Genomic DNA, 17,379 nt, shown 5'->3' on the forward strand with positions numbered 1-17,379 from the left:
GAAACATTCTACCGACAAACTTAAAATGGTTATTTTATATACTTAAATTTTTTACGTTCTGAACGAATATCGAAACCAAGTTCACTGAAGCGATCGACAAGTTTATCATTCTTACTACGAATCTTGAAATATACGCGTTCTATACCGTCGTTATTAAAAGCATAATTAATAGCATAGCTTAATAAATTAAAGGCAATACCTTCATGACGATAATCTGTATGGGAAGAGAAGTAACGAATTTCTGCTGAATTTGCCTCGGGATGCATTTGTAAATACAAATAGCCTTTTAAAATGCCTTCACTGACAAAGAAGAAAAGCTGATTATTTTCGTCAATAGACTGTGTAATTTCTGAAGGAGTCATCGCATCTCTTCTGAAAATTTTTCGGTGCAAGCGATCAAAGTGACTATAAAACGCCTTGTGATATTTAATAATGTGGCGTTGCGCTTCATCACTTGTTTCAATAGTGTGGTCTGTAGATAAATAATAATCAGTAAATGTATAATGTGCATCAATAATTTTCATTAAAGAATTATTATAGGAATCTGAGACATCAAATGAAAAGTTGAAATGTGTACCGTCCGGTTGCTGTGCTGTTAATGCTTCAAATAATGTTTTGAAATCTGCTGGGTCAGGTTCGCCTTTATCTGCAAGAAACGGGCCGACCATTTTATAATGGTGAGTATCGTATGCAAATCCGCCTAGCAGCATTTGAATTTCGCCAGCATCATCAGTGAGTGCAAAAACACCTGTGTCGTGTTGCAATGAATGAATTCCTTGTTCGAGTGATACATTCTTTTCATGCAGCTTATATAAATAAGAGCAGAATGATGTATTGGCATGATTAATAAAGTTGCGGATGTCTTGAGAAGAGTCAATCTGGATAGTTTTCATGTGGACCTCCTTAATTTCTATAATTAACAGCAGCTTTTCTTTTATTATACTGTGTTTTGAACCTAGATAAAAGAAAATACATGAAAACGACAAGTAATGAATCGTGTTACAATAGAGGTACGATTTTTTAGAAAGGAAACGGATAAATGAAATCACTAATTTTAGCAGAGAAGCCTTCAGTTGCGAGAGATATTGCGAATGCCATGCATATTAACCAGCAACGCAATGGCTACTTTGAAAATAATCAATATATCGTAACTTGGGCGCTAGGTCATCTTGTAACCAATGCAACGCCAGAACAATACGATAAGAAATTTAAAGAGTGGAATTTAGCAGAATTGCCGATTATTCCTAATCATATGAAGACAGTAGTGATTCCTAAGACTAGAAAGCAATTTCAAACAGTTAAATCACTGATGCTGAAAGATAATGTCAATGAAATTATTATTGCGACGGATGCAGGAAGAGAAGGAGAATTGGTTGCACGGTTGATATTAGATAAAGTGCATAACAAGAAACCGATTAAGCGATTGTGGATTAGTTCAATTACTGCCAAAGCCATCCAAAAAGGATTTAAGCATTTAAAAGACGGCAGAGCTTATTTACCTTTATATCGTGCGGCATTGGCACGTAGTGAAGCGGACTGGATTGTAGGTATCAACGCAACACGTGCATTGACGACGAAATACGATGCACAATTATCCTTGGGACGTGTGCAAACTCCTACAATTCAACTGGTGCAAATGCGCCAAGATGAAATTAAGAATTTCCGTCCTACTGAGTACTACACTTTAGAAGCTAAAATAGCAGGGCAAACTTTTAAATTAAAAAGTCAACACCGTATAAAAGATCAACAACAGCTTGAACAATTAGTGCAGCGTTTGAAGGGGCACCAAGCTAAAATTACAGATGTGCATTCCAAACATAAAAAGCAATATCCCGCCAAATTATACAGCTTAACGGATTTACAACAAGACGCTTATCAACGTTATCATATGGGAGCTAAAGAAACGTTGAACACATTGCAAAGTTTATATGAACGTCATAAATTAGCTACGTATCCTAGAACGGATTCCAATTATCTTACTGATGATATGACCGATACTTTCAAAGAGCGTTTACAAGCATTACTGGCGACAGAATATAAGGAGCAAGTCCGTCCGTTAGTAAATAAGAAGTTCAGTCCGAAAATGCATATTATTAATAATCAAAAGGTCTCAGATCACCATGCGGTTATTCCTACCGAGATTCGTCCCGATATGAATGCATTAAGCCAACGTGAACAAAAAATTTATATGATGATTGCAGAGCGGTTTATTGAGAACTTACTGCCACCTTATGAATACGATGCAGTGAGTGTCACATGCAATATAGATGGGGAAACCTTTGAATTCCAAGATAAAGTAACCACACAACCAGGTTTCAAAGCGCTAAGCGCACATGAAGCTGCACATCAAACACCAAAATTCGATAAAGGTAAGCTTTATTCTGTTCAGCATTTTAATATTCAAGCGCATGAAACGACACCGCCATCTTACTTTAATGAAGGTTCTTTATTAAAAGCTATGGAAAATCCGCAAAAATTCTTTGATTTAAAAGATCATAAACATTCTCAAACCTTGAAACAAACAGGCGGTATTGGAACTGTGGCGACACGTGCAGATATTATAGATAAACTGTTTAATATGAATGCGATTGAGGCGAGAAGCGGACAAATCAGAGTCACTTCTAAAGGACGTCAAATTTTGGACTTAGCACCTAAAGAATTAACTTCTCCATTGTTAACGGCTGAGTGGGAAGAAAAACTGACTCAAATTGAAAAGGGAAAATATGATTCACGTGCTTTTATGAAAGAAATGAAAACTTTCACGAAAGATATTGTAAATGAAATTAAAGAGAGCGAACAAAAATATAAGCACGATAATCTTACCAGCACTGAGTGTCCGACTTGCGGAAAATTTATGATTAAAGTGAAAACTAAAAATGGACAAATGCTTGTATGCCAAGACCCGTCTTGTAAGACTAAGAAAAACGTACAACGTAAAACAAATGCGCGTTGTCCGAACTGTCATAAGAAAATGACATTATTCGGAAAAGGAAAACAAGCAACATATCGTTGTGTCTGCGGACATTCTGAAACACAAGAACAAATGGACAAACGACATAAAAATAAAGGCAAAAATAAAGTTTCTAAGCGTGAAATGAAAAAATATATGGGTAAAGAAGAATTAGATAACAATCCATTCCAAGATGCATTGAAGAATTTGAAATTATAATTCTGATTTTCACAATTGTGAGTGAACACACTAATGACACCTTGATGATTTTGACGAACAATAGATTGAAATAATTGTTGAAATCATAGGTAAAATTAGTGTGTTTTTTAATTTTTCTCTAAAAATGTTTGGATTTTTCATCAATCACCATTGTGTTTTAGATAAATTGGTATTAAAATATGAGAGTATTTTAACGAAGGAGCGTACATAGTGAAAAAATATTTCCAATTTGATAAGTATCATACGAATTATCGACGTGAGATTTTAGGCGGATTAACAACTTTTTTATCTATGGCTTATATTTTAGCTGTTAACCCGCAAGTTTTAAGTTTGGCAGGCGTTAAAGGTATTCCAGACAGTATGAAAATGGATCAAGGTGCAGTATTCGTAGCAACTGCGCTTGCTGCATTTGTCGGCTCAGTTTTCATGGGACTTGTCGCCAGGTACCCCATAGCCTTAGCACCAGGTATGGGACTCAACGCTTTCTTCGCCTTTACCGTAGTATTAACAATGGGTATTCCATGGCAGATTGGTTTAACAGGAGTGCTCTGCTCCGGACTCTTCTTTGCCATACTCACCATGACCGGTTTACGGGAAACTATTATCAATGCCATACCTTATGAAATGAAAATGGCAGTCTCTGCAGGTATCGGTTTATTTATTACCTTTGTAGGTCTGCAAGGATCAGGTATTATCGTAAATAATGATTCTACCCTTGTAACATTAGGACACTTAACAGACGGCAAAGTATTACTTGCAATCTTTGGTATTTTGGTAACAGTTATTCTCTATACTAAGAAATTACCTGGCGCAATCTTCGTAGGTATGATTTTAACTTCAGTTGCTGGTTTAATTACTGGGTTAATTCAAATGCCTCATGCAGTAGTAGGGAAAGTACCAAGTATCGCACCAACATTCGGTGCAGCATTTGATGCTTTTAAAGATCCATCACAACTCTTTACAGTACAATTTCTAATTGTTATCTTAACGTTCTTATTTATTGATTTCTTCGATACAGCTGGAACATTGGTTGCTGTTGCAACACAAGCTGGAATGATGAAAGATAACAAATTGCCTAGAGCTGGTCGTGCTTTATTTTCAGACTCTATCGCAACAATTATCGGTGCAATCTTCGGTACTACAACGACAACTTCATACATTGAATCAACTTCAGGTGTAGCAGTAGGTGCACGTACTGGTTTTGCCAGCATCGTTACAGGTCTCTGTTTCTTGCTTGCCTTATTCTTCAGTCCATTGATGGCTGTAGTCACTAGTGCAGTTACAGCGCCTGCGTTAATCGTAGTAGGTGTATTGATGGCAGGAAACTTAGCGGAAATTGATTGGAAGAAATTCGAATTTGCAGTACCTGCCTTTATTACGATTATCATGATGCCTTTGTCTTATTCTATTGCAACAGGTATCGCCTGCGGATTTATTTTCTATCCAATTACAATGTTGATGTCTAAACGTCATAAAGAAGTCCATCCGATTATGTATGTATTGATGGTGCTCTTCATACTTTATTTCGTCTTTGTACATGGTTAGACCAACTATATTTGCAAGCTCTTAAGAGGGCTTGCTTTTTTATTTGGAAAAGGAGGTAGTGATACTAAAATAGAGGGGGAGCAAAATGAAAATAGTTGAATTACAAAATGAACAACAAATTCGAGAAGCTTTTTTAATTGTGAAACAACTTAGGAAGCAATTGGAGATTGATGAGTATATAAAACTTGTTGATTTAGCACGTGAAATAGAAAGCTATAAAATGTTTGGGTTAGTAGAAGAAAATGAATTAAGAGCAGTGATAGGATATATGCCGATGATAACTTTATATAGTAAGAAATCAATTTGGGTTTGCGATCTAGTAACCGATGAAATACACCGTTCTAAAGGATATGGTCAAATATTATTAAGATATGTTGAAGAAAGAGCTGAAAAAGAAGGCTATGAAAGAATTGAATTATCTTCAGGATTAGAAAAAGAAGCAGCTCATCGTTTCTATGAACAAAAAACGGGCTTTAAGAAAGCTAGCTTTCTTTTTAGGAAAAATATTTAAAAACAGCCAGCATTAATGTAGTGATTGGAATACCGCTCACAACAATATCCTGGCTGTTAATTATTATTTAATTCTGCGACCATTTTCATCATAAGTCACACGTGCATTTCTATCAGGTACATAAATAGGTGTGCTTAGTACTACAATTAAGAATAAAATCATTAAGAAGAATAATATCCAGTGTGTAACCATTCCGACAACTGGGATTATTGCAATGAGAGAGCCTACAATCCCGACTAACGGAATAACTAACATAGGACGAATTGAGTTTTGGTTGTCAAAGGCAAGCATAACTACCATTACAAAATAGATAGCTGCGTTGATAAGCAATGGCTGCCAACCAAATGTAACAATGATAGAACCTCCTAAGAATGGAATACCATAAACGAGTTCGGAGATAATCATAATGATACTTAAAATAATCAATGTAGTTCGAATTCCAAATTTCATCTCAATCACCACCTGTCAATTTTCAGTATAATCTATTTGTAAAAGGAATAAAAAAATTTACATACCCCAAAGAGAAAAATTACTCAAAGGGGTTGAATACAGGGCTATATTAGAGTAGAATATACTGGTATGTGTTAGAGAAAAGTCAAGCATTAAAAAAGTTTCGCGAAATGGTTGCAACAGCAACTTGATTCGTGTAATATATCTAGTGTTGGACTTTGATTACGCGATGAAGCAAAAGGTTACTGACACACCCGGCCGCTTTGCCATGGCGTTGTGTGAGATAGTTTTTGTGGAGAAGTCTATCACTAAATGTAGACGATATAAGGAGGGAAAATCATGGCAAAACAAAAAATCAGAATCAGATTAAAAGCTTATGACCACAGAGTAATTGATCAATCAGCAGAAAAAATTGTTGAAACTGCAAAACGTTCTGGTGCAGACGTTTCTGGACCAATTCCGTTACCAACTGAAAAATCAGTTTATACAATCATTCGTGCGGTTCATAAGTACAAAGATTCACGTGAACAATTCGAACAACGTACACATAAACGTTTAATCGACATTGTAAACCCTACACCAAAAACAGTTGATGCTCTTATGGGCTTAAACTTACCATCAGGTGTAGACATCGAAATCAAATTATAATAGAAAATTTTAGGAGGTGGACTTTCGATGACCAAAGGAATCTTAGGAAGAAAAATCGGGATGACACAAGTATTCGGTGAAAACGGAGACTTAATCCCAGTAACTGTTGTAGAAGCAGGCCAAAACGTAGTATTACAAAAGAAAACTGAAGAAGTAGACGGCTATAACGCTATCCAAGTAGGTTTTGAAGACAAACAAGCATACAAAAAAGACAGCAAGTCAAATAAATATGCTAATAAACCAGCTGAAGGTCACGCTAAAAAAGCGGGCACAGCACCTAAGCGCTTCATTCGTGAATTCAGAAACATCAATGTTGATGAATACGAAGTAGGTCAAGAAGTCTCAGTTGATAAATTTGAAGCTGGCGACATCATTGACGTAACTGGAGTATCTAAAGGTAAAGGTTTCCAAGGTAACATTAAACGTCATGGACATGCTCGCGGACCAATGGCTCACGGTTCTCATTTCCACAGAGCACCAGGTTCAGTAGGTATGGCGTCAGATGCTTCTAAAGTATTTAAAGGTCACAAAATGCCAGGCCGTATGGGTGGCAACACAGTGACAGTACAAAACTTAGAAGTTGTACAAATTGATACAGAAAACAACGTTATCTTAGTTAAAGGTAATGTACCTGGTCCTAAAAAAGGATTAGTAGAAATCAAAACTTCAATTAAAAAAGGTAATAAATAATTAATTAACGAAAGGAGGAAAATGCATAATGGCAAATTATGATGTATTAAAAGTAGACGGATCAAAAGCAGGTTCAGTTGAATTAAGCGACTCAGTATTCGCTATTGAACCAAACAAAGATGTTCTTTTCGAAGCAATCAATTTACAACGTGCTTCATTACGCCAAGGTACTCATTCTGTTAAGAATCGTTCTGCAGTACGCGGCGGTGGACGTAAACCATGGAGACAAAAAGGTACAGGACGTGCGCGTCAAGGTACAATCCGTGCTCCACAATGGCGTGGCGGCGGTATCGTATTCGGACCGACTCCAAGAAGCTATTCATACAAAATGCCTAAGAAAATGCGTCGTTTAGCATTACGTTCTGCATTATCTTTCAAAGTGCAAGAAAATGGATTCAAAGTAATTGATGCATTCGGTTTAGAAGCACCAAAAACAAAAGAATTCACAAATGTATTATCTAATTTAGAATTACCTAAAAAAGTTTTAGTTGTAACTGAATCAGAAGATGTAAATGTTGAATTATCAGCACGTAATATCCCTGGTGTTCAAATTACAACTGTAAACGGATTAAACGTATTAGACATCACTAGCGCTGACAGTGTATTAATTACAGAAGCAGCTGCTAAAAAAGTTGAGGAGGTGCTCGGATAATGGAAGCAAGAGACGTTCTTAAGCGCCCCGTAATCACAGAAAAATCTTCAGAAGCAATGGCTGAAGACAAATACACTTTTGATGTAGATACACGTGCGAACAAAACTCAAGTTAAAATTGCAGTTGAAGAAATTTTCGATGTTAAAGTAGACAAAGTAAATATCATCAACTACAAACCTAAGAAAAAACGTATGGGCCGTTACCAAGGCTATACAAACAAAAGACGTAAAGCAGTAGTTACACTTAAAGAAGGATCAATCGATCTATTCAACTAAAAAATATAAATTACCAATAAGGAGGTAAGCGACAATGGCTCTTAAACATTATAAGCCAATTACAAATGGTCGTCGTAATATGACTTCATTGGATTTCGCTGAAATCACTAAAACGACTCCTGAAAAGTCATTATTACAACCGCTACCGAAAAGAGCGGGACGTAACAACCAAGGTAAATTGACAGTACGCCATCATGGTGGCGGACACAAACGTCAATACCGTGTAATCGATTTTAAACGTAACAAAGATGGAATCACAGCTAAAGTTGATTCTATTCAATACGATCCAAACCGTTCAGCTAACATCGCATTGTTAGTATATGCAGATGGTGAAAAACGCTACATCATCGCACCTAAAGGTTTGCAAGTAGGTCAAGTTATTGAAAATGGTGAAGAAGCAGATATCAAAACTGGTAATGCTTTACCATTAGCAAACATTCCAGTAGGTACTACAATCCATAATATTGAATTAAAACCAGGTCGCGGCGGACAAATCGCTCGTTCAGCAGGTGCAAGTGCACAAGTACTTGGTAAAGAAGGTAAATACGTATTAGTAAGACTTCGTTCTGGTGAAGTACGTATGATTCTTTCAACTTGCCGTGCAACAGTAGGCCAAGTTGGTAACATCCAACACGAACTTGTTAACGTTGGTAAAGCCGGACGTTCTCGTTGGAAAGGTATTCGTCCAACTGTTCGTGGTTCTGTAATGAACCCTAACGATCACCCACACGGTGGTGGTGAAGGACGCGCTCCTATCGGTCGTCCATCTCCAATGTCACCTTGGGGTAAACCAACTCTTGGTAAGAAAACACGTCGCGGGAAAAAATCATCTGATAAACTTATCGTTCGCGGACGTAAAAGAAAATAATATCAACTTATTTGGGTGTGCGGCTTAATCGCTGCACGCACATAATAAGAAGGGAGGCGCCAAAATGGCTCGTAGTATTAAAAAAGGACCTTTCGTCGACAACCATTTAATGAAAAAAGTCGAAGCTCAGGAAGGTAATCAGAAAAAAACAGTGATTAAAACTTGGTCACGTCGTTCAACTATTTTCCCTAATTTCATCGGTATCACTTTTGCAGTATACGATGGACGTAAACATGTACCTGTTTATGTAACTGAAGATATGGTTGGTCACAAATTAGGTGAATTTGCTCCAACTCGTACATTTAAAGGACATGCGGTAGACGACAAAAAGACTAGAAGATAATATACTTTTCACAAGTAGAGGAGGAGAAACAAATGGAAGCAAAAGCGGTTGCTAGAACTATCAGAATCGCACCTCGTAAAGTCAGATTAGTATTAGACTTGATCAGAGGCAAAAACGTTGGTGAAGCTATTGCCATCTTAAAATTGACAAACAAAGCTTCATCACCAGTTGTTGAAAAATTATTGATGTCCGCTTTAGCTAATGCAGAGCATAACTATGACATGAATACAGATGAATTAGTTGTAAAAGAAGCATATGCTAACGAAGGACCAACATTGAAACGTTTCCGTCCACGTGCTCAAGGACGCGCAAGTGCAATTAACAAACGTACAAGCCACATTACAATTGTCGTAAGTGACGGCAAAGAAGAAGCTAAAGAAGCTTAATAACTTTCTAAGGAGGGAATACTGTGGGTCAAAAAATTAATCCAATCGGACTTCGTGTTGGTATCATCCGTGATTGGGATGCAAAATGGTATGCTGAGAAAGATTTCTCTACATTATTACACGAAGATTTAAGAATCCGTAAGTTCATTGATAACGAATTAAAAGAAGCATCAGTTTCTCACGTAGAAATCGAACGTGCTGCAAACCGTATTAACATTGCAATCCACACTGGTAAACCAGGTATGGTAATTGGTAAAGGCGGTTCAGAAATTGAAAAACTTCGTAACAAATTAAATAAATTAACAAGCAAACGTGTACACATTAACGTAATCGAAATCAAAAAAGTTGATTTAGATGCGCGTTTAGTTGCTGAGAATATCGCACGTCAATTAGAAAACCGTGCTTCATTCCGTCGTGTACAAAAACAAGCTATTTCAAGAGCTATGAAACTAGGAGCTTTAGGTGTTAAAACTCAAGTTTCAGGTCGTTTAGGCGGAGCTGATATCGCTCGTGCTGAAAGATATTCAGAAGGAACTGTTCCACTTCACACATTGCGTGCTGACATTGACTATGCACATGCAGAAGCTGATACAACATACGGTAAACTAGGTGTTAAAGTATGGATCTATCGTGGAGAAGTTCTTCCTACTAAGAATAATAGTGAAGGAGGAAAATAATAATGTTACTACCAAAACGTGTTAAATATCGTCGTCAACATCGTCCAAAAACTACAGGACGTTCTAAAGGCGGTAACTTCGTAACATTCGGTGAGTATGGATTACAAGCAATTACAACTTCTTGGATCACATCTCGTCAAATCGAATCTGCTCGTATTGCGATGACTCGTTATATGAAACGTGGCGGGAAAGTTTGGATCAAAATCTTCCCTCATACACCTTACACTAAAAAACCTTTAGAAGTACGTATGGGTGCTGGTAAAGGTGCAGTTGAAGGCTGGATCGCAGTAGTTAAACCAGGTAGAATCTTATTTGAAGTTGCAGGCGTGCCAGAAGAAGTTGCTCGTGAAGCATTACGTTTAGCAAGTCACAAACTTCCAGTAAAAACTAAGTTTGTAAAACGTGAAGAATTGGGTGGTGAATCAAATGAAAGCTAAGGAAATTAGAGACTTAACCACTTCAGAAATCGAAGAACAAATCAAATCTTCAAAAGAAGAACTTTTTAACCTACGCTTTCAATTAGCTACAGGACAATTAGAGGAAACTGCACGTATTCGTACAGTTAGAAAAACGATTGCACGTCTAAAAACTGTTGCTCGTGAAAGAGAAATTGAACAAAACAAGGCTAATCAATAATAACTGAAAGAGGAGGTTACAAAAGTGAGTGAAAGAAATGATCGTAAAGTATACGTAGGCAGAGTCGTTTCAGACAAAATGGACAAAACTATCACTGTACTAGTAGAAACTTACAAAACTCATAAATTATACGGTAAACGAGTAAAATATTCTAAAAAATATAAAACTCATGATGAAAACAATTCAGCTAAATTAGGAGACATCGTTAAAATTCAAGAAACTCGTCCTTTATCAGCAACAAAACGTTTTCGTTTAGTAGAAATTGTTGAAGAATCAGTAATTATTTAATCAATCGAAAGATAAGGGAGGTTTAATTCATGATCCAACAAGAAACACGCTTGAAAGTAGCAGACAACTCTGGTGCTCGTGAAGTACTTACAATTAAAGTATTAGGCGGATCAGGACGTAAAACAGCGAACATCGGCGACGTAATCGTGTGTACTGTTAAAAATGCTACACCAGGAGGCGTTGTCAAAAAAGGCGAAGTTGTTAAAGCTGTTGTAGTTCGTACTAAATCAGGTGTTCGTCGTAAAGATGGTTCTTACATCAAATTTGATGAAAATGCATGTGTAGTTATTCGTGACGATAAAAGTCCACGCGGAACTCGTATCTTCGGACCAGTTGCCCGTGAATTACGTGACAACAACTACATGAAAATTATTTCATTAGCACCAGAAGTACTATAATCAATACTAATTAAATCTAAGGAGGTGCCCACATGCATATCAAAAAAGGTGACAACGTAATCGTTATCTCAGGTAAAGATAAAGGTAAAACAGGTGTAGTTCAAGCTACAGAACCTAAAAAAGACCGTGTCGTTGTGGAAGGTGTAAACATCATTAAAAAGCACCAAAAACCGACTCAATTCAATCCAGAAGGTGGAATCTTAGAAACAGAAGCACCAATTCATGTTTCTAACGTACAATTATTAGACCCTAAAACTAATGAACCAACACGTGTTGGCTATAAAGTAGTAGATGGTAAAAAAGTTCGTATCGCTAAAAAATCAGGCGAAGAAATCAAATCTAATAATTAATAACTAGTTGAAAGGAGGATCCACTTTGAGCCGTTTAAAAGAAAAATTCAACTCTGAAGTTACTGAGAACTTGATGAAAGAATTCAATTACAGTTCAGTAATGGAAGTACCAAAAATCGATAAAATCGTTGTGAATATGGGTGTAGGTGACGCAGTTCAAAACTCTAAAGTTTTAGATAACGCTGTAGAAGAGTTACAATTAATTACTGGTCAAAAACCATTAATCACAAAAGCTAAAAAATCAGTTGCGACATTCCGTCTACGTGAAGGTATGCCAATCGGTGCGAAAGTAACACTTCGCGGCGATAGAATGTATGAATTCCTAGACAAATTAATCGCAGTATCATTACCACGTGTACGTGACTTCCACGGTGTTTCTAAAAAAGCATTTGATGGTCGCGGAAACTACACATTAGGTATTAAAGAACAATTAATTTTCCCAGAAATCGACTATGATAAAGTAAGTAAAGTAAGAGGAATGGATATCGTTATCGTTACGACTGCGAACACAGATGAAGAAGGTCGTGAATTGTTAAAACAATTCGGTATGCCATTTCAAAAATAAGCTCTAAATAAAGGAGGCTAATTAAGTGGCTAAAAAATCAATGGTTGTAAAACAATCTAAAAAACAAAAATTCCCAGTTCGCGAATATACGCGTTGTGAACGTTGTGGTCGTCCACATTCTGTATACCGCAAATTTAAATTATGCCGTATCTGTTTCCGTGAATTAGCTTACAAAGGCCAAATCCCTGGCGTACGTAAAGCTAGCTGGTAATTAAAGAGAGTCTTGAAAGGAGGCAACAATCTATGACAATGTCAGATCCAATCGCAGATATGCTAACTCGTGTAAGAAACGCAAACATGGTGCGTCATGAAAAAATCGAGTTGCCTGCATCAAATATCAAAAAACAAATTGCTGAAATCTTAAAAAGTGAAGGTTTCATTAAAAACGTTGAATTCGTAGAAGACGATAAACAAGGTGTTTTACGTTTGTTCCTTAAATACGGTCAAAACAACGAACGTGTTATCACAGGCTTAAAACGTATTTCTAAACCAGGTTTACGTGTTTACGCTAAAGCAGACGAAGTACCTAAAGTATTAAATGGTTTAGGTATCGCATTAGTTTCTACTTCTGAAGGTATTATCACTGACAGAGAAGCAAGAAAACGTAATGTAGGCGGAGAAGTATTAGCATACGTTTGGTAATAAATAATTAAGGAGGTGCCCGTAAATGAGCCGTGTAGGTAAGAAAATTATTGAAATTCCTAGTGATGTAACAGTAGACATCAAAGGAAACGTTATCACTGTCAAAGGTCCTAAAGGTGAATTGACAAGAACTTTTGACGACAGCATGTCATATAAATTAGAAGACAACACATTAGAAGTTGTACGTCCATCTGATTCTCAAAAAGACAGAACAGTTCACGGAACAACTCGTGCGTTGATCAACAATATGGTACAAGGTGTTTCTAAAGGTTTCGAAAAAACTTTAGAATTAATCGGTGTAGGTTACCGTGCGCAAATGCAAGGTAGTAACTTAGTACTTAACGTAGGTTACTCTCACCCAGTTGAATTCAAACCTGAAGATGGAATCACTTTCACAGTTGAAAAGAATACAACAGTTAAGGTTGAAGGTATTTCTAAAGAATTAGTTGGAGCTACTGCTTCAAACATTCGTGCCGTAAGACCTCCAGAACCTTACAAAGGTAAAGGTATCCGTTACCAAGGCGAATACGTTCGTCGTAAAGAAGGTAAAACTGGTAAATAATAAATAACTCTCTAAGAAAGGAGAATAAAGCATGATCAGCAAAATTGATAAAAATAAAGTACGCTTAAAAAGACATGCACGTGTACGTTCTAACTTAACTGGTACAACTCAAAAACCACGTTTAAACGTATATCGTTCAAACAAACACATCTATGCTCAAATCATCGATGACACTAAAGGCGTAACTTTAGTTCAAGCATCAACTCAAGACAAAGATTTCGAAAATGAAACTGGTTCAAAAGTTGAATTATCTTCTAAAGTCGGAGAAGCAATTGCGAAAAAAGCAACTGATAAAGGTATCACTGAAATCGTCTTCGACCGCGGAGGTTACTTATACCATGGCCGTGTTAAAGCATTAGCAGATGCAGCACGTGAAAATGGATTACAATTTTAATCATAAAAGGAGGGACAATAGATGGCTCGTAGAGATGAAGAAGCTAAAGAATTTGAAGAACGCGTTGTAACGATCAACCGTGTTGCGAAAGTTGTAAAAGGTGGACGTCGTTTCCGTTTCACTGCATTAGTAGTTGTAGGTGATAAAAAAGGACGTGTCGGATTCGGTACTGGTAAAGCACAAGAGGTTCCTGAAGCAATTAAAAAAGCAGTAGAAGCTGCTAAAAAAGAATTAGTAACAGTAAACCGTGTAGAAGGTACTACTCCACACACTATCACTGGCCGTTTCGGTTCAGGAAGTGTATTATTGAAACCAGCAGCACCTGGTACTGGTGTTATTGCCGGTGGCCCAGTTCGTGCCGTATTAGAATTAGCAGGTATCACTGATATCTTAAGTAAATCATTAGGTTCAAACACTCCAATCAACATGGTACGTGCGACTCTTAATGGTTTAGAAAATCTTAAAAATGCTGAAGAAGTTGCGAAATTACGTGGCAAATCAGTAGAAGAATTGTACAATTAAGGAGGGAAAATGAATAATGGCTAAATTACAAGTTACCCTCACTCGCAGTGTGATTGGACGTCCTGAAACTCAACGTAAAACTGTCGAAGCTTTAGGTTTGAAAAAAACTAACTCTTCAGTTGTACTTGAAGACAACGACGCTAATCGTGGACAAATTGCAAAAGTAAGTCACTTAGTTAAAGTTGAAGAAACAGACGCTAAATAAGAAATATAACCAAGGAGGTGCCGAAATGAAATTACATGATTTACATCCAGCAGAAGGATCACGTAAAGTACGCAACCGCGTAGGTCGTGGTGCTGCTACAGGTAATGGTAAAACAAGTGGACGTGGTCAAAAAGGTCAAAAAGCACGTTCAGGCGGTAAAGTAAGACCAGGATTCGAAGGTGGACAATTACCTTTATTCCGTCGTTTACCAAAACGTGGATTTACAAACATTAACCGTAAAGAATTTGCAGTTGTTAACTTAGAACAACTTAACAGATTCGAAGAAGGTACAGAAGTTACTCCTGAGCTTTTAATCGAAACTGGTGTGGTTAAAAACGCTAAAGCGGGTATCAAAGTATTAGGTAATGGTTCTCTAGAGAAAAAATTAACAGTAAAAGCGCATAAATTCTCTGCATCTGCAGCTGAAGCAATTGATGCTAAAGGTGGAGCACACGAGGTGATCTAATGTTTGAAACATTCGTTAACTTCTTTAAAACTAAAGAAGTACGGAACAAGATCTTTTTTACGCTCGCAATGCTAGTTATTTTTAAAATAGGTACTTATATACCTGCGCCTGGAGTCAATCCAGCTGCATTTGATAATAACCAAGGTTCTCAAGGTGTCACTGATTTATTAAATACATTTGGTGGCGGAGCCTTGAAGAACTTTTCCATATTTGCTATGGGGATTATGCCCTATATCACTGCTTCAATCGTAATGCAGTTATTGCAAATGGATATTGTTCCTAAATTTACGGAATGGGCTAAACAGGGTGATGTCGGCCGTAAGAAATTGAATAACGTTACACGTTATTTTGCAATTATCTTAGCCTTCATTCAATCTATAGGAATGGCGTTCCAATTTAATAACTATTTGAAAGGGGCATTGATTGTTGACCCTTCTCCAATGAGTTATTTGTTAATCGCAATTGTATTGACAACAGGAACTGCTTTCTTACTATGGTTAGGTGAACAAATCACTCAATACGGTGTAGGTAATGGTATTTCAATCATTATCTTTGCTGGTATTTTATCTACATTGCCGTCTTCGCTTATTCAGTTTTATCAACAAGCCTTTGTCGGGCAAAGTGATACAACAATGGCATGGCTGCAAGTAGCTGGTTTAGCAATAGGCTTGATTTTATTAACAATGGGTGCTGTATACGTGCTTCAAGCTGTACGTAAAATACCTATTCAATATGCCAAAAAACAATCAGCTCAGCGTTTAGGTTCTAATGCAACTTACTTGCCGTTAAAAGTTAACTCAGCAGGGGTTATCCCAGTTATCTTTGCAATGGCATTCTTCTTGCTTCCAAGAACATTAACGATGTTCTTCCCTAAAGCAGACTGGGCACAGCAAATTGCCAATACAGCCAATCCATCAAGTAATATTGGAATGGTAATTTATATTATCTTGATCATTGCATTCACTTATTTCTATGCATTTGTTCAAGTTAATCCTGAAAAAATGGCTGACAATCTTAAGAAACAAGGCAGTTACGTTCCAGGTATCAGACCTGGTAAACAAACTAAAAAGTATATTACTAGAGTTTTATATCGTTTAACTTTTGTAGGTTCTATCTTCTTGGCAGTAATCGCAATCTTGCCGATACTTGCTACTAAATTTATGAACTTGCCGCAGTCAATTCAAGTCGGCGGTACTAGCTTATTAATCGTTATCGGTGTTGCAATCGAAACAATGAAAAGTTTAGAAGCACAAGTTAATCAAAAAGAATATAAAGGCTTTGGTGGTAGATAAACTGTAGGAGGGCAATATGAATATCATCTTAATGGGTTTACCTGGTGCAGGTAAAGGAACTCAAGCGAGTGAAATAGTTAAGAAATTCCCTATTCCGCATATATCTACAGGTGATATGTTTAGAAAAGCTATCAAAGATGAAACTGAATTGGGTAAAGAAGCTAAGTCTTACATGGACCGCGGCGAACTTGTTCCTGATGAAGTAACTGTAGGTATCGTTAAAGAAAGACTTTCTGAAGACGATGCGAAAAAAGGATTTTTATTAGATGGTTTCCCACGTACACTTGAACAAGCAGAAGCATTAAGTAAAATCATGAAAGAACTTGACAGAAAGATAGATGCAGTCATCAACATTGAAGTTCCTGAAGAAGAACTTATGAATCGACTTACTGGACGTCGTATTTGTGAAGTTTGCGGAACGACTTATCATCTTGTGTTCAATCCTCCAAAAGTTGATGGTGTTTGTGATCTTGATGGCGGTAAATTATACCAACGTGAAGATGACAACCCTGAAACAGTTGCAAAACGTTTAGAAGTCAATGTTAAGCAATCAAAACCTATTATCGAGTATTACGATAAAGAAGGCGTTTTGAAAAACATTGACGGTTCTGGCGATATCGAAAAGGTAACAGAATCTGTTATCGGTATCCTAGATAATCTTAAGTAATTCAACATTGCTGCTTGTTTGTTGAATGAAGGTAGTCGCAAATTGTTAGTCGCTTAGTATTCACGTATTAAGAGTGACAAAATGACGATAATGATTCCCAAAATTTTGTTCAACACTTATGACAACGGCAGTATGTCTAACATTTTCCAATAGACATTAACTAATAATGCAAAAGGGG

28 protein-coding genes are annotated in these 17,379 nt (G+C 36.9%); 26 read left to right on the top strand and 2 right to left on the bottom strand.

The window, feature by feature from the left end; genetic code table 11:
* Positions 1–29: 29 nt before the first annotated feature.
* Positions 30–893, bottom strand: coding sequence for a GNAT family N-acetyltransferase (locus tag CKV71_RS03785; protein ID WP_095104016.1), 864 nt, complete (start codon positions 891–893; stop codon positions 30–32).
* 146 nt (positions 894–1,039) lie between these two features.
* Between CKV71_RS03785 and CKV71_RS03790 the strand changes: the two genes are divergently transcribed.
* The 3 genes from CKV71_RS03790 (at position 1,040) to CKV71_RS03800 (ending at position 5,225) form a co-directional block, all read left to right on the top strand.
* The gene (locus CKV71_RS03790; RefSeq protein ID WP_095104018.1) at positions 1,040–3,169 is read left to right on the top strand and encodes a DNA topoisomerase III; all 2,130 of its coding nucleotides are present in this window, start codon (positions 1,040–1,042) and stop codon (positions 3,167–3,169) included.
* A 210-nt stretch (positions 3,170–3,379) separates the two neighbouring features.
* Positions 3,380–4,714 (top strand): NCS2 family permease, encoded by a 1,335-nt coding sequence (locus tag CKV71_RS03795; RefSeq protein ID WP_095104020.1) that lies wholly within the window; start codon positions 3,380–3,382, stop codon positions 4,712–4,714.
* Between the two features lie 85 nt (positions 4,715–4,799).
* Positions 4,800–5,225, top strand: a complete 426-nt coding sequence (locus tag CKV71_RS03800) for a GNAT family N-acetyltransferase (RefSeq protein WP_095104022.1) — start codon at positions 4,800–4,802, stop codon at positions 5,223–5,225.
* Between the two features lie 63 nt (positions 5,226–5,288).
* Here the strand turns inward: CKV71_RS03800 and CKV71_RS03805 are convergent, their stop codons facing one another.
* The gene (locus CKV71_RS03805; protein ID WP_095104024.1) at positions 5,289–5,675 is read right to left on the bottom strand and encodes a hypothetical protein; all 387 of its coding nucleotides are present in this window, start codon (positions 5,673–5,675) and stop codon (positions 5,289–5,291) included.
* A gap of 339 nt (positions 5,676–6,014) precedes the next feature.
* On the opposite strand from CKV71_RS03805, the gene rpsJ reads away from it, so the two are divergent.
* From rpsJ to CKV71_RS03920, 23 genes are all read left to right on the top strand, one after another.
* The gene (gene rpsJ / locus CKV71_RS03810) at positions 6,015–6,323 is read left to right on the top strand and encodes a 30S ribosomal protein S10 (RefSeq protein ID WP_001118667.1); all 309 of its coding nucleotides are present in this window, start codon (positions 6,015–6,017) and stop codon (positions 6,321–6,323) included.
* Between the two features lie 27 nt (positions 6,324–6,350).
* A complete protein-coding gene (gene rplC, locus CKV71_RS03815; RefSeq protein WP_095104026.1) occupies positions 6,351–7,013 on the top strand; it encodes a 50S ribosomal protein L3 in 663 nt (220 codons plus the stop codon).
* Between the two features lie 28 nt (positions 7,014–7,041).
* Positions 7,042–7,665, top strand: coding sequence for a 50S ribosomal protein L4 (gene rplD, locus CKV71_RS03820; protein WP_095104028.1), 624 nt, complete (start codon positions 7,042–7,044; stop codon positions 7,663–7,665).
* Positions 7,665–7,940 carry a 50S ribosomal protein L23 gene (gene rplW / locus CKV71_RS03825; protein WP_047130859.1) on the top strand — a complete coding sequence of 92 codons (276 nt, stop codon included), beginning with the start codon at positions 7,665–7,667 and terminating at the stop codon, positions 7,938–7,940. The genes rplD and rplW overlap by 1 nt, the downstream gene beginning before the upstream one ends.
* 34 nt (positions 7,941–7,974) lie before the next feature.
* Entirely contained in the window at positions 7,975–8,808 is an 834-nt protein-coding gene (gene rplB / locus CKV71_RS03830) for a 50S ribosomal protein L2 (RefSeq protein ID WP_095104030.1), read from the top strand.
* A gap of 64 nt (positions 8,809–8,872) precedes the next feature.
* Positions 8,873–9,151, top strand: a complete 279-nt coding sequence (rpsS, locus tag CKV71_RS03835; RefSeq protein WP_015900973.1) for a 30S ribosomal protein S19 — start codon at positions 8,873–8,875, stop codon at positions 9,149–9,151.
* Positions 9,152–9,183: 32 nt separating this feature from the next.
* On the top strand, positions 9,184–9,537 hold the full coding sequence (gene rplV / locus CKV71_RS03840; protein ID WP_015900972.1) for a 50S ribosomal protein L22: 354 nt from the start codon (positions 9,184–9,186) through the stop codon (positions 9,535–9,537).
* Between the two features lie 23 nt (positions 9,538–9,560).
* Positions 9,561–10,214, top strand: coding sequence for a 30S ribosomal protein S3 (gene rpsC / locus CKV71_RS03845; protein ID WP_095104032.1), 654 nt, complete (start codon positions 9,561–9,563; stop codon positions 10,212–10,214).
* Between the two features lie 2 nt (positions 10,215–10,216).
* Positions 10,217–10,651 carry a 50S ribosomal protein L16 gene (gene rplP / locus CKV71_RS03850; RefSeq protein WP_095104034.1) on the top strand — a complete coding sequence of 145 codons (435 nt, stop codon included), beginning with the start codon at positions 10,217–10,219 and terminating at the stop codon, positions 10,649–10,651.
* Complete coding sequence (gene rpmC / locus CKV71_RS03855; protein ID WP_095104036.1) at positions 10,641–10,850, top strand: 50S ribosomal protein L29; 210 nt, start codon at positions 10,641–10,643, stop codon at positions 10,848–10,850. Before rplP ends, rpmC begins: the two co-directional genes overlap by 11 nt.
* A gap of 24 nt (positions 10,851–10,874) precedes the next feature.
* The gene (gene rpsQ, locus CKV71_RS03860) at positions 10,875–11,138 is read left to right on the top strand and encodes a 30S ribosomal protein S17 (RefSeq protein WP_002432741.1); all 264 of its coding nucleotides are present in this window, start codon (positions 10,875–10,877) and stop codon (positions 11,136–11,138) included.
* A gap of 29 nt (positions 11,139–11,167) precedes the next feature.
* Entirely contained in the window at positions 11,168–11,536 is a 369-nt protein-coding gene (gene rplN, locus CKV71_RS03865) for a 50S ribosomal protein L14 (protein WP_015900969.1), read from the top strand.
* Positions 11,537–11,568: 32 nt separating this feature from the next.
* On the top strand, positions 11,569–11,886 hold the full coding sequence (rplX, locus tag CKV71_RS03870) for a 50S ribosomal protein L24 (protein WP_095104038.1): 318 nt from the start codon (positions 11,569–11,571) through the stop codon (positions 11,884–11,886).
* Between the two features lie 25 nt (positions 11,887–11,911).
* The gene (gene rplE / locus CKV71_RS03875) at positions 11,912–12,451 is read left to right on the top strand and encodes a 50S ribosomal protein L5 (protein WP_095104040.1); all 540 of its coding nucleotides are present in this window, start codon (positions 11,912–11,914) and stop codon (positions 12,449–12,451) included.
* 25 nt (positions 12,452–12,476) lie between these two features.
* Positions 12,477–12,662, top strand: coding sequence for a type Z 30S ribosomal protein S14 (locus tag CKV71_RS03880; RefSeq protein WP_095104042.1), 186 nt, complete (start codon positions 12,477–12,479; stop codon positions 12,660–12,662).
* 32 nt (positions 12,663–12,694) lie between these two features.
* Entirely contained in the window at positions 12,695–13,093 is a 399-nt protein-coding gene (rpsH, locus tag CKV71_RS03885; RefSeq protein ID WP_095104044.1) for a 30S ribosomal protein S8, read from the top strand.
* A gap of 25 nt (positions 13,094–13,118) precedes the next feature.
* Positions 13,119–13,655, top strand: a complete 537-nt coding sequence (gene rplF / locus CKV71_RS03890; protein ID WP_095104046.1) for a 50S ribosomal protein L6 — start codon at positions 13,119–13,121, stop codon at positions 13,653–13,655.
* 31 nt (positions 13,656–13,686) lie between these two features.
* Positions 13,687–14,049: a 50S ribosomal protein L18 gene (gene rplR / locus CKV71_RS03895; RefSeq protein ID WP_095104048.1), complete on the top strand. Its 363-nt coding sequence runs from the start codon at positions 13,687–13,689 to the stop codon at positions 14,047–14,049.
* A 21-nt stretch (positions 14,050–14,070) separates the two neighbouring features.
* A complete protein-coding gene (rpsE, locus tag CKV71_RS03900; RefSeq protein ID WP_095104050.1) occupies positions 14,071–14,571 on the top strand; it encodes a 30S ribosomal protein S5 in 501 nt (166 codons plus the stop codon).
* Positions 14,572–14,587: 16 nt separating this feature from the next.
* The gene (rpmD, locus tag CKV71_RS03905; RefSeq protein ID WP_095104052.1) at positions 14,588–14,776 is read left to right on the top strand and encodes a 50S ribosomal protein L30; all 189 of its coding nucleotides are present in this window, start codon (positions 14,588–14,590) and stop codon (positions 14,774–14,776) included.
* A gap of 25 nt (positions 14,777–14,801) precedes the next feature.
* Entirely contained in the window at positions 14,802–15,242 is a 441-nt protein-coding gene (rplO, locus tag CKV71_RS03910; protein WP_095104054.1) for a 50S ribosomal protein L15, read from the top strand.
* Positions 15,242–16,534, top strand: coding sequence for a preprotein translocase subunit SecY (secY, locus tag CKV71_RS03915; RefSeq protein WP_095104056.1), 1,293 nt, complete (start codon positions 15,242–15,244; stop codon positions 16,532–16,534). The genes rplO and secY overlap by 1 nt, the downstream gene beginning before the upstream one ends.
* 16 nt (positions 16,535–16,550) lie before the next feature.
* Positions 16,551–17,201: an adenylate kinase gene (locus CKV71_RS03920; protein WP_095104058.1), complete on the top strand. Its 651-nt coding sequence runs from the start codon at positions 16,551–16,553 to the stop codon at positions 17,199–17,201.
* Positions 17,202–17,379: the final 178 nt, after the last annotated feature.

Source organism: Staphylococcus piscifermentans (assembly GCF_900186985.1).
Lineage (GTDB): Bacteria > Bacillota > Bacilli > Staphylococcales > Staphylococcaceae > Staphylococcus > Staphylococcus piscifermentans.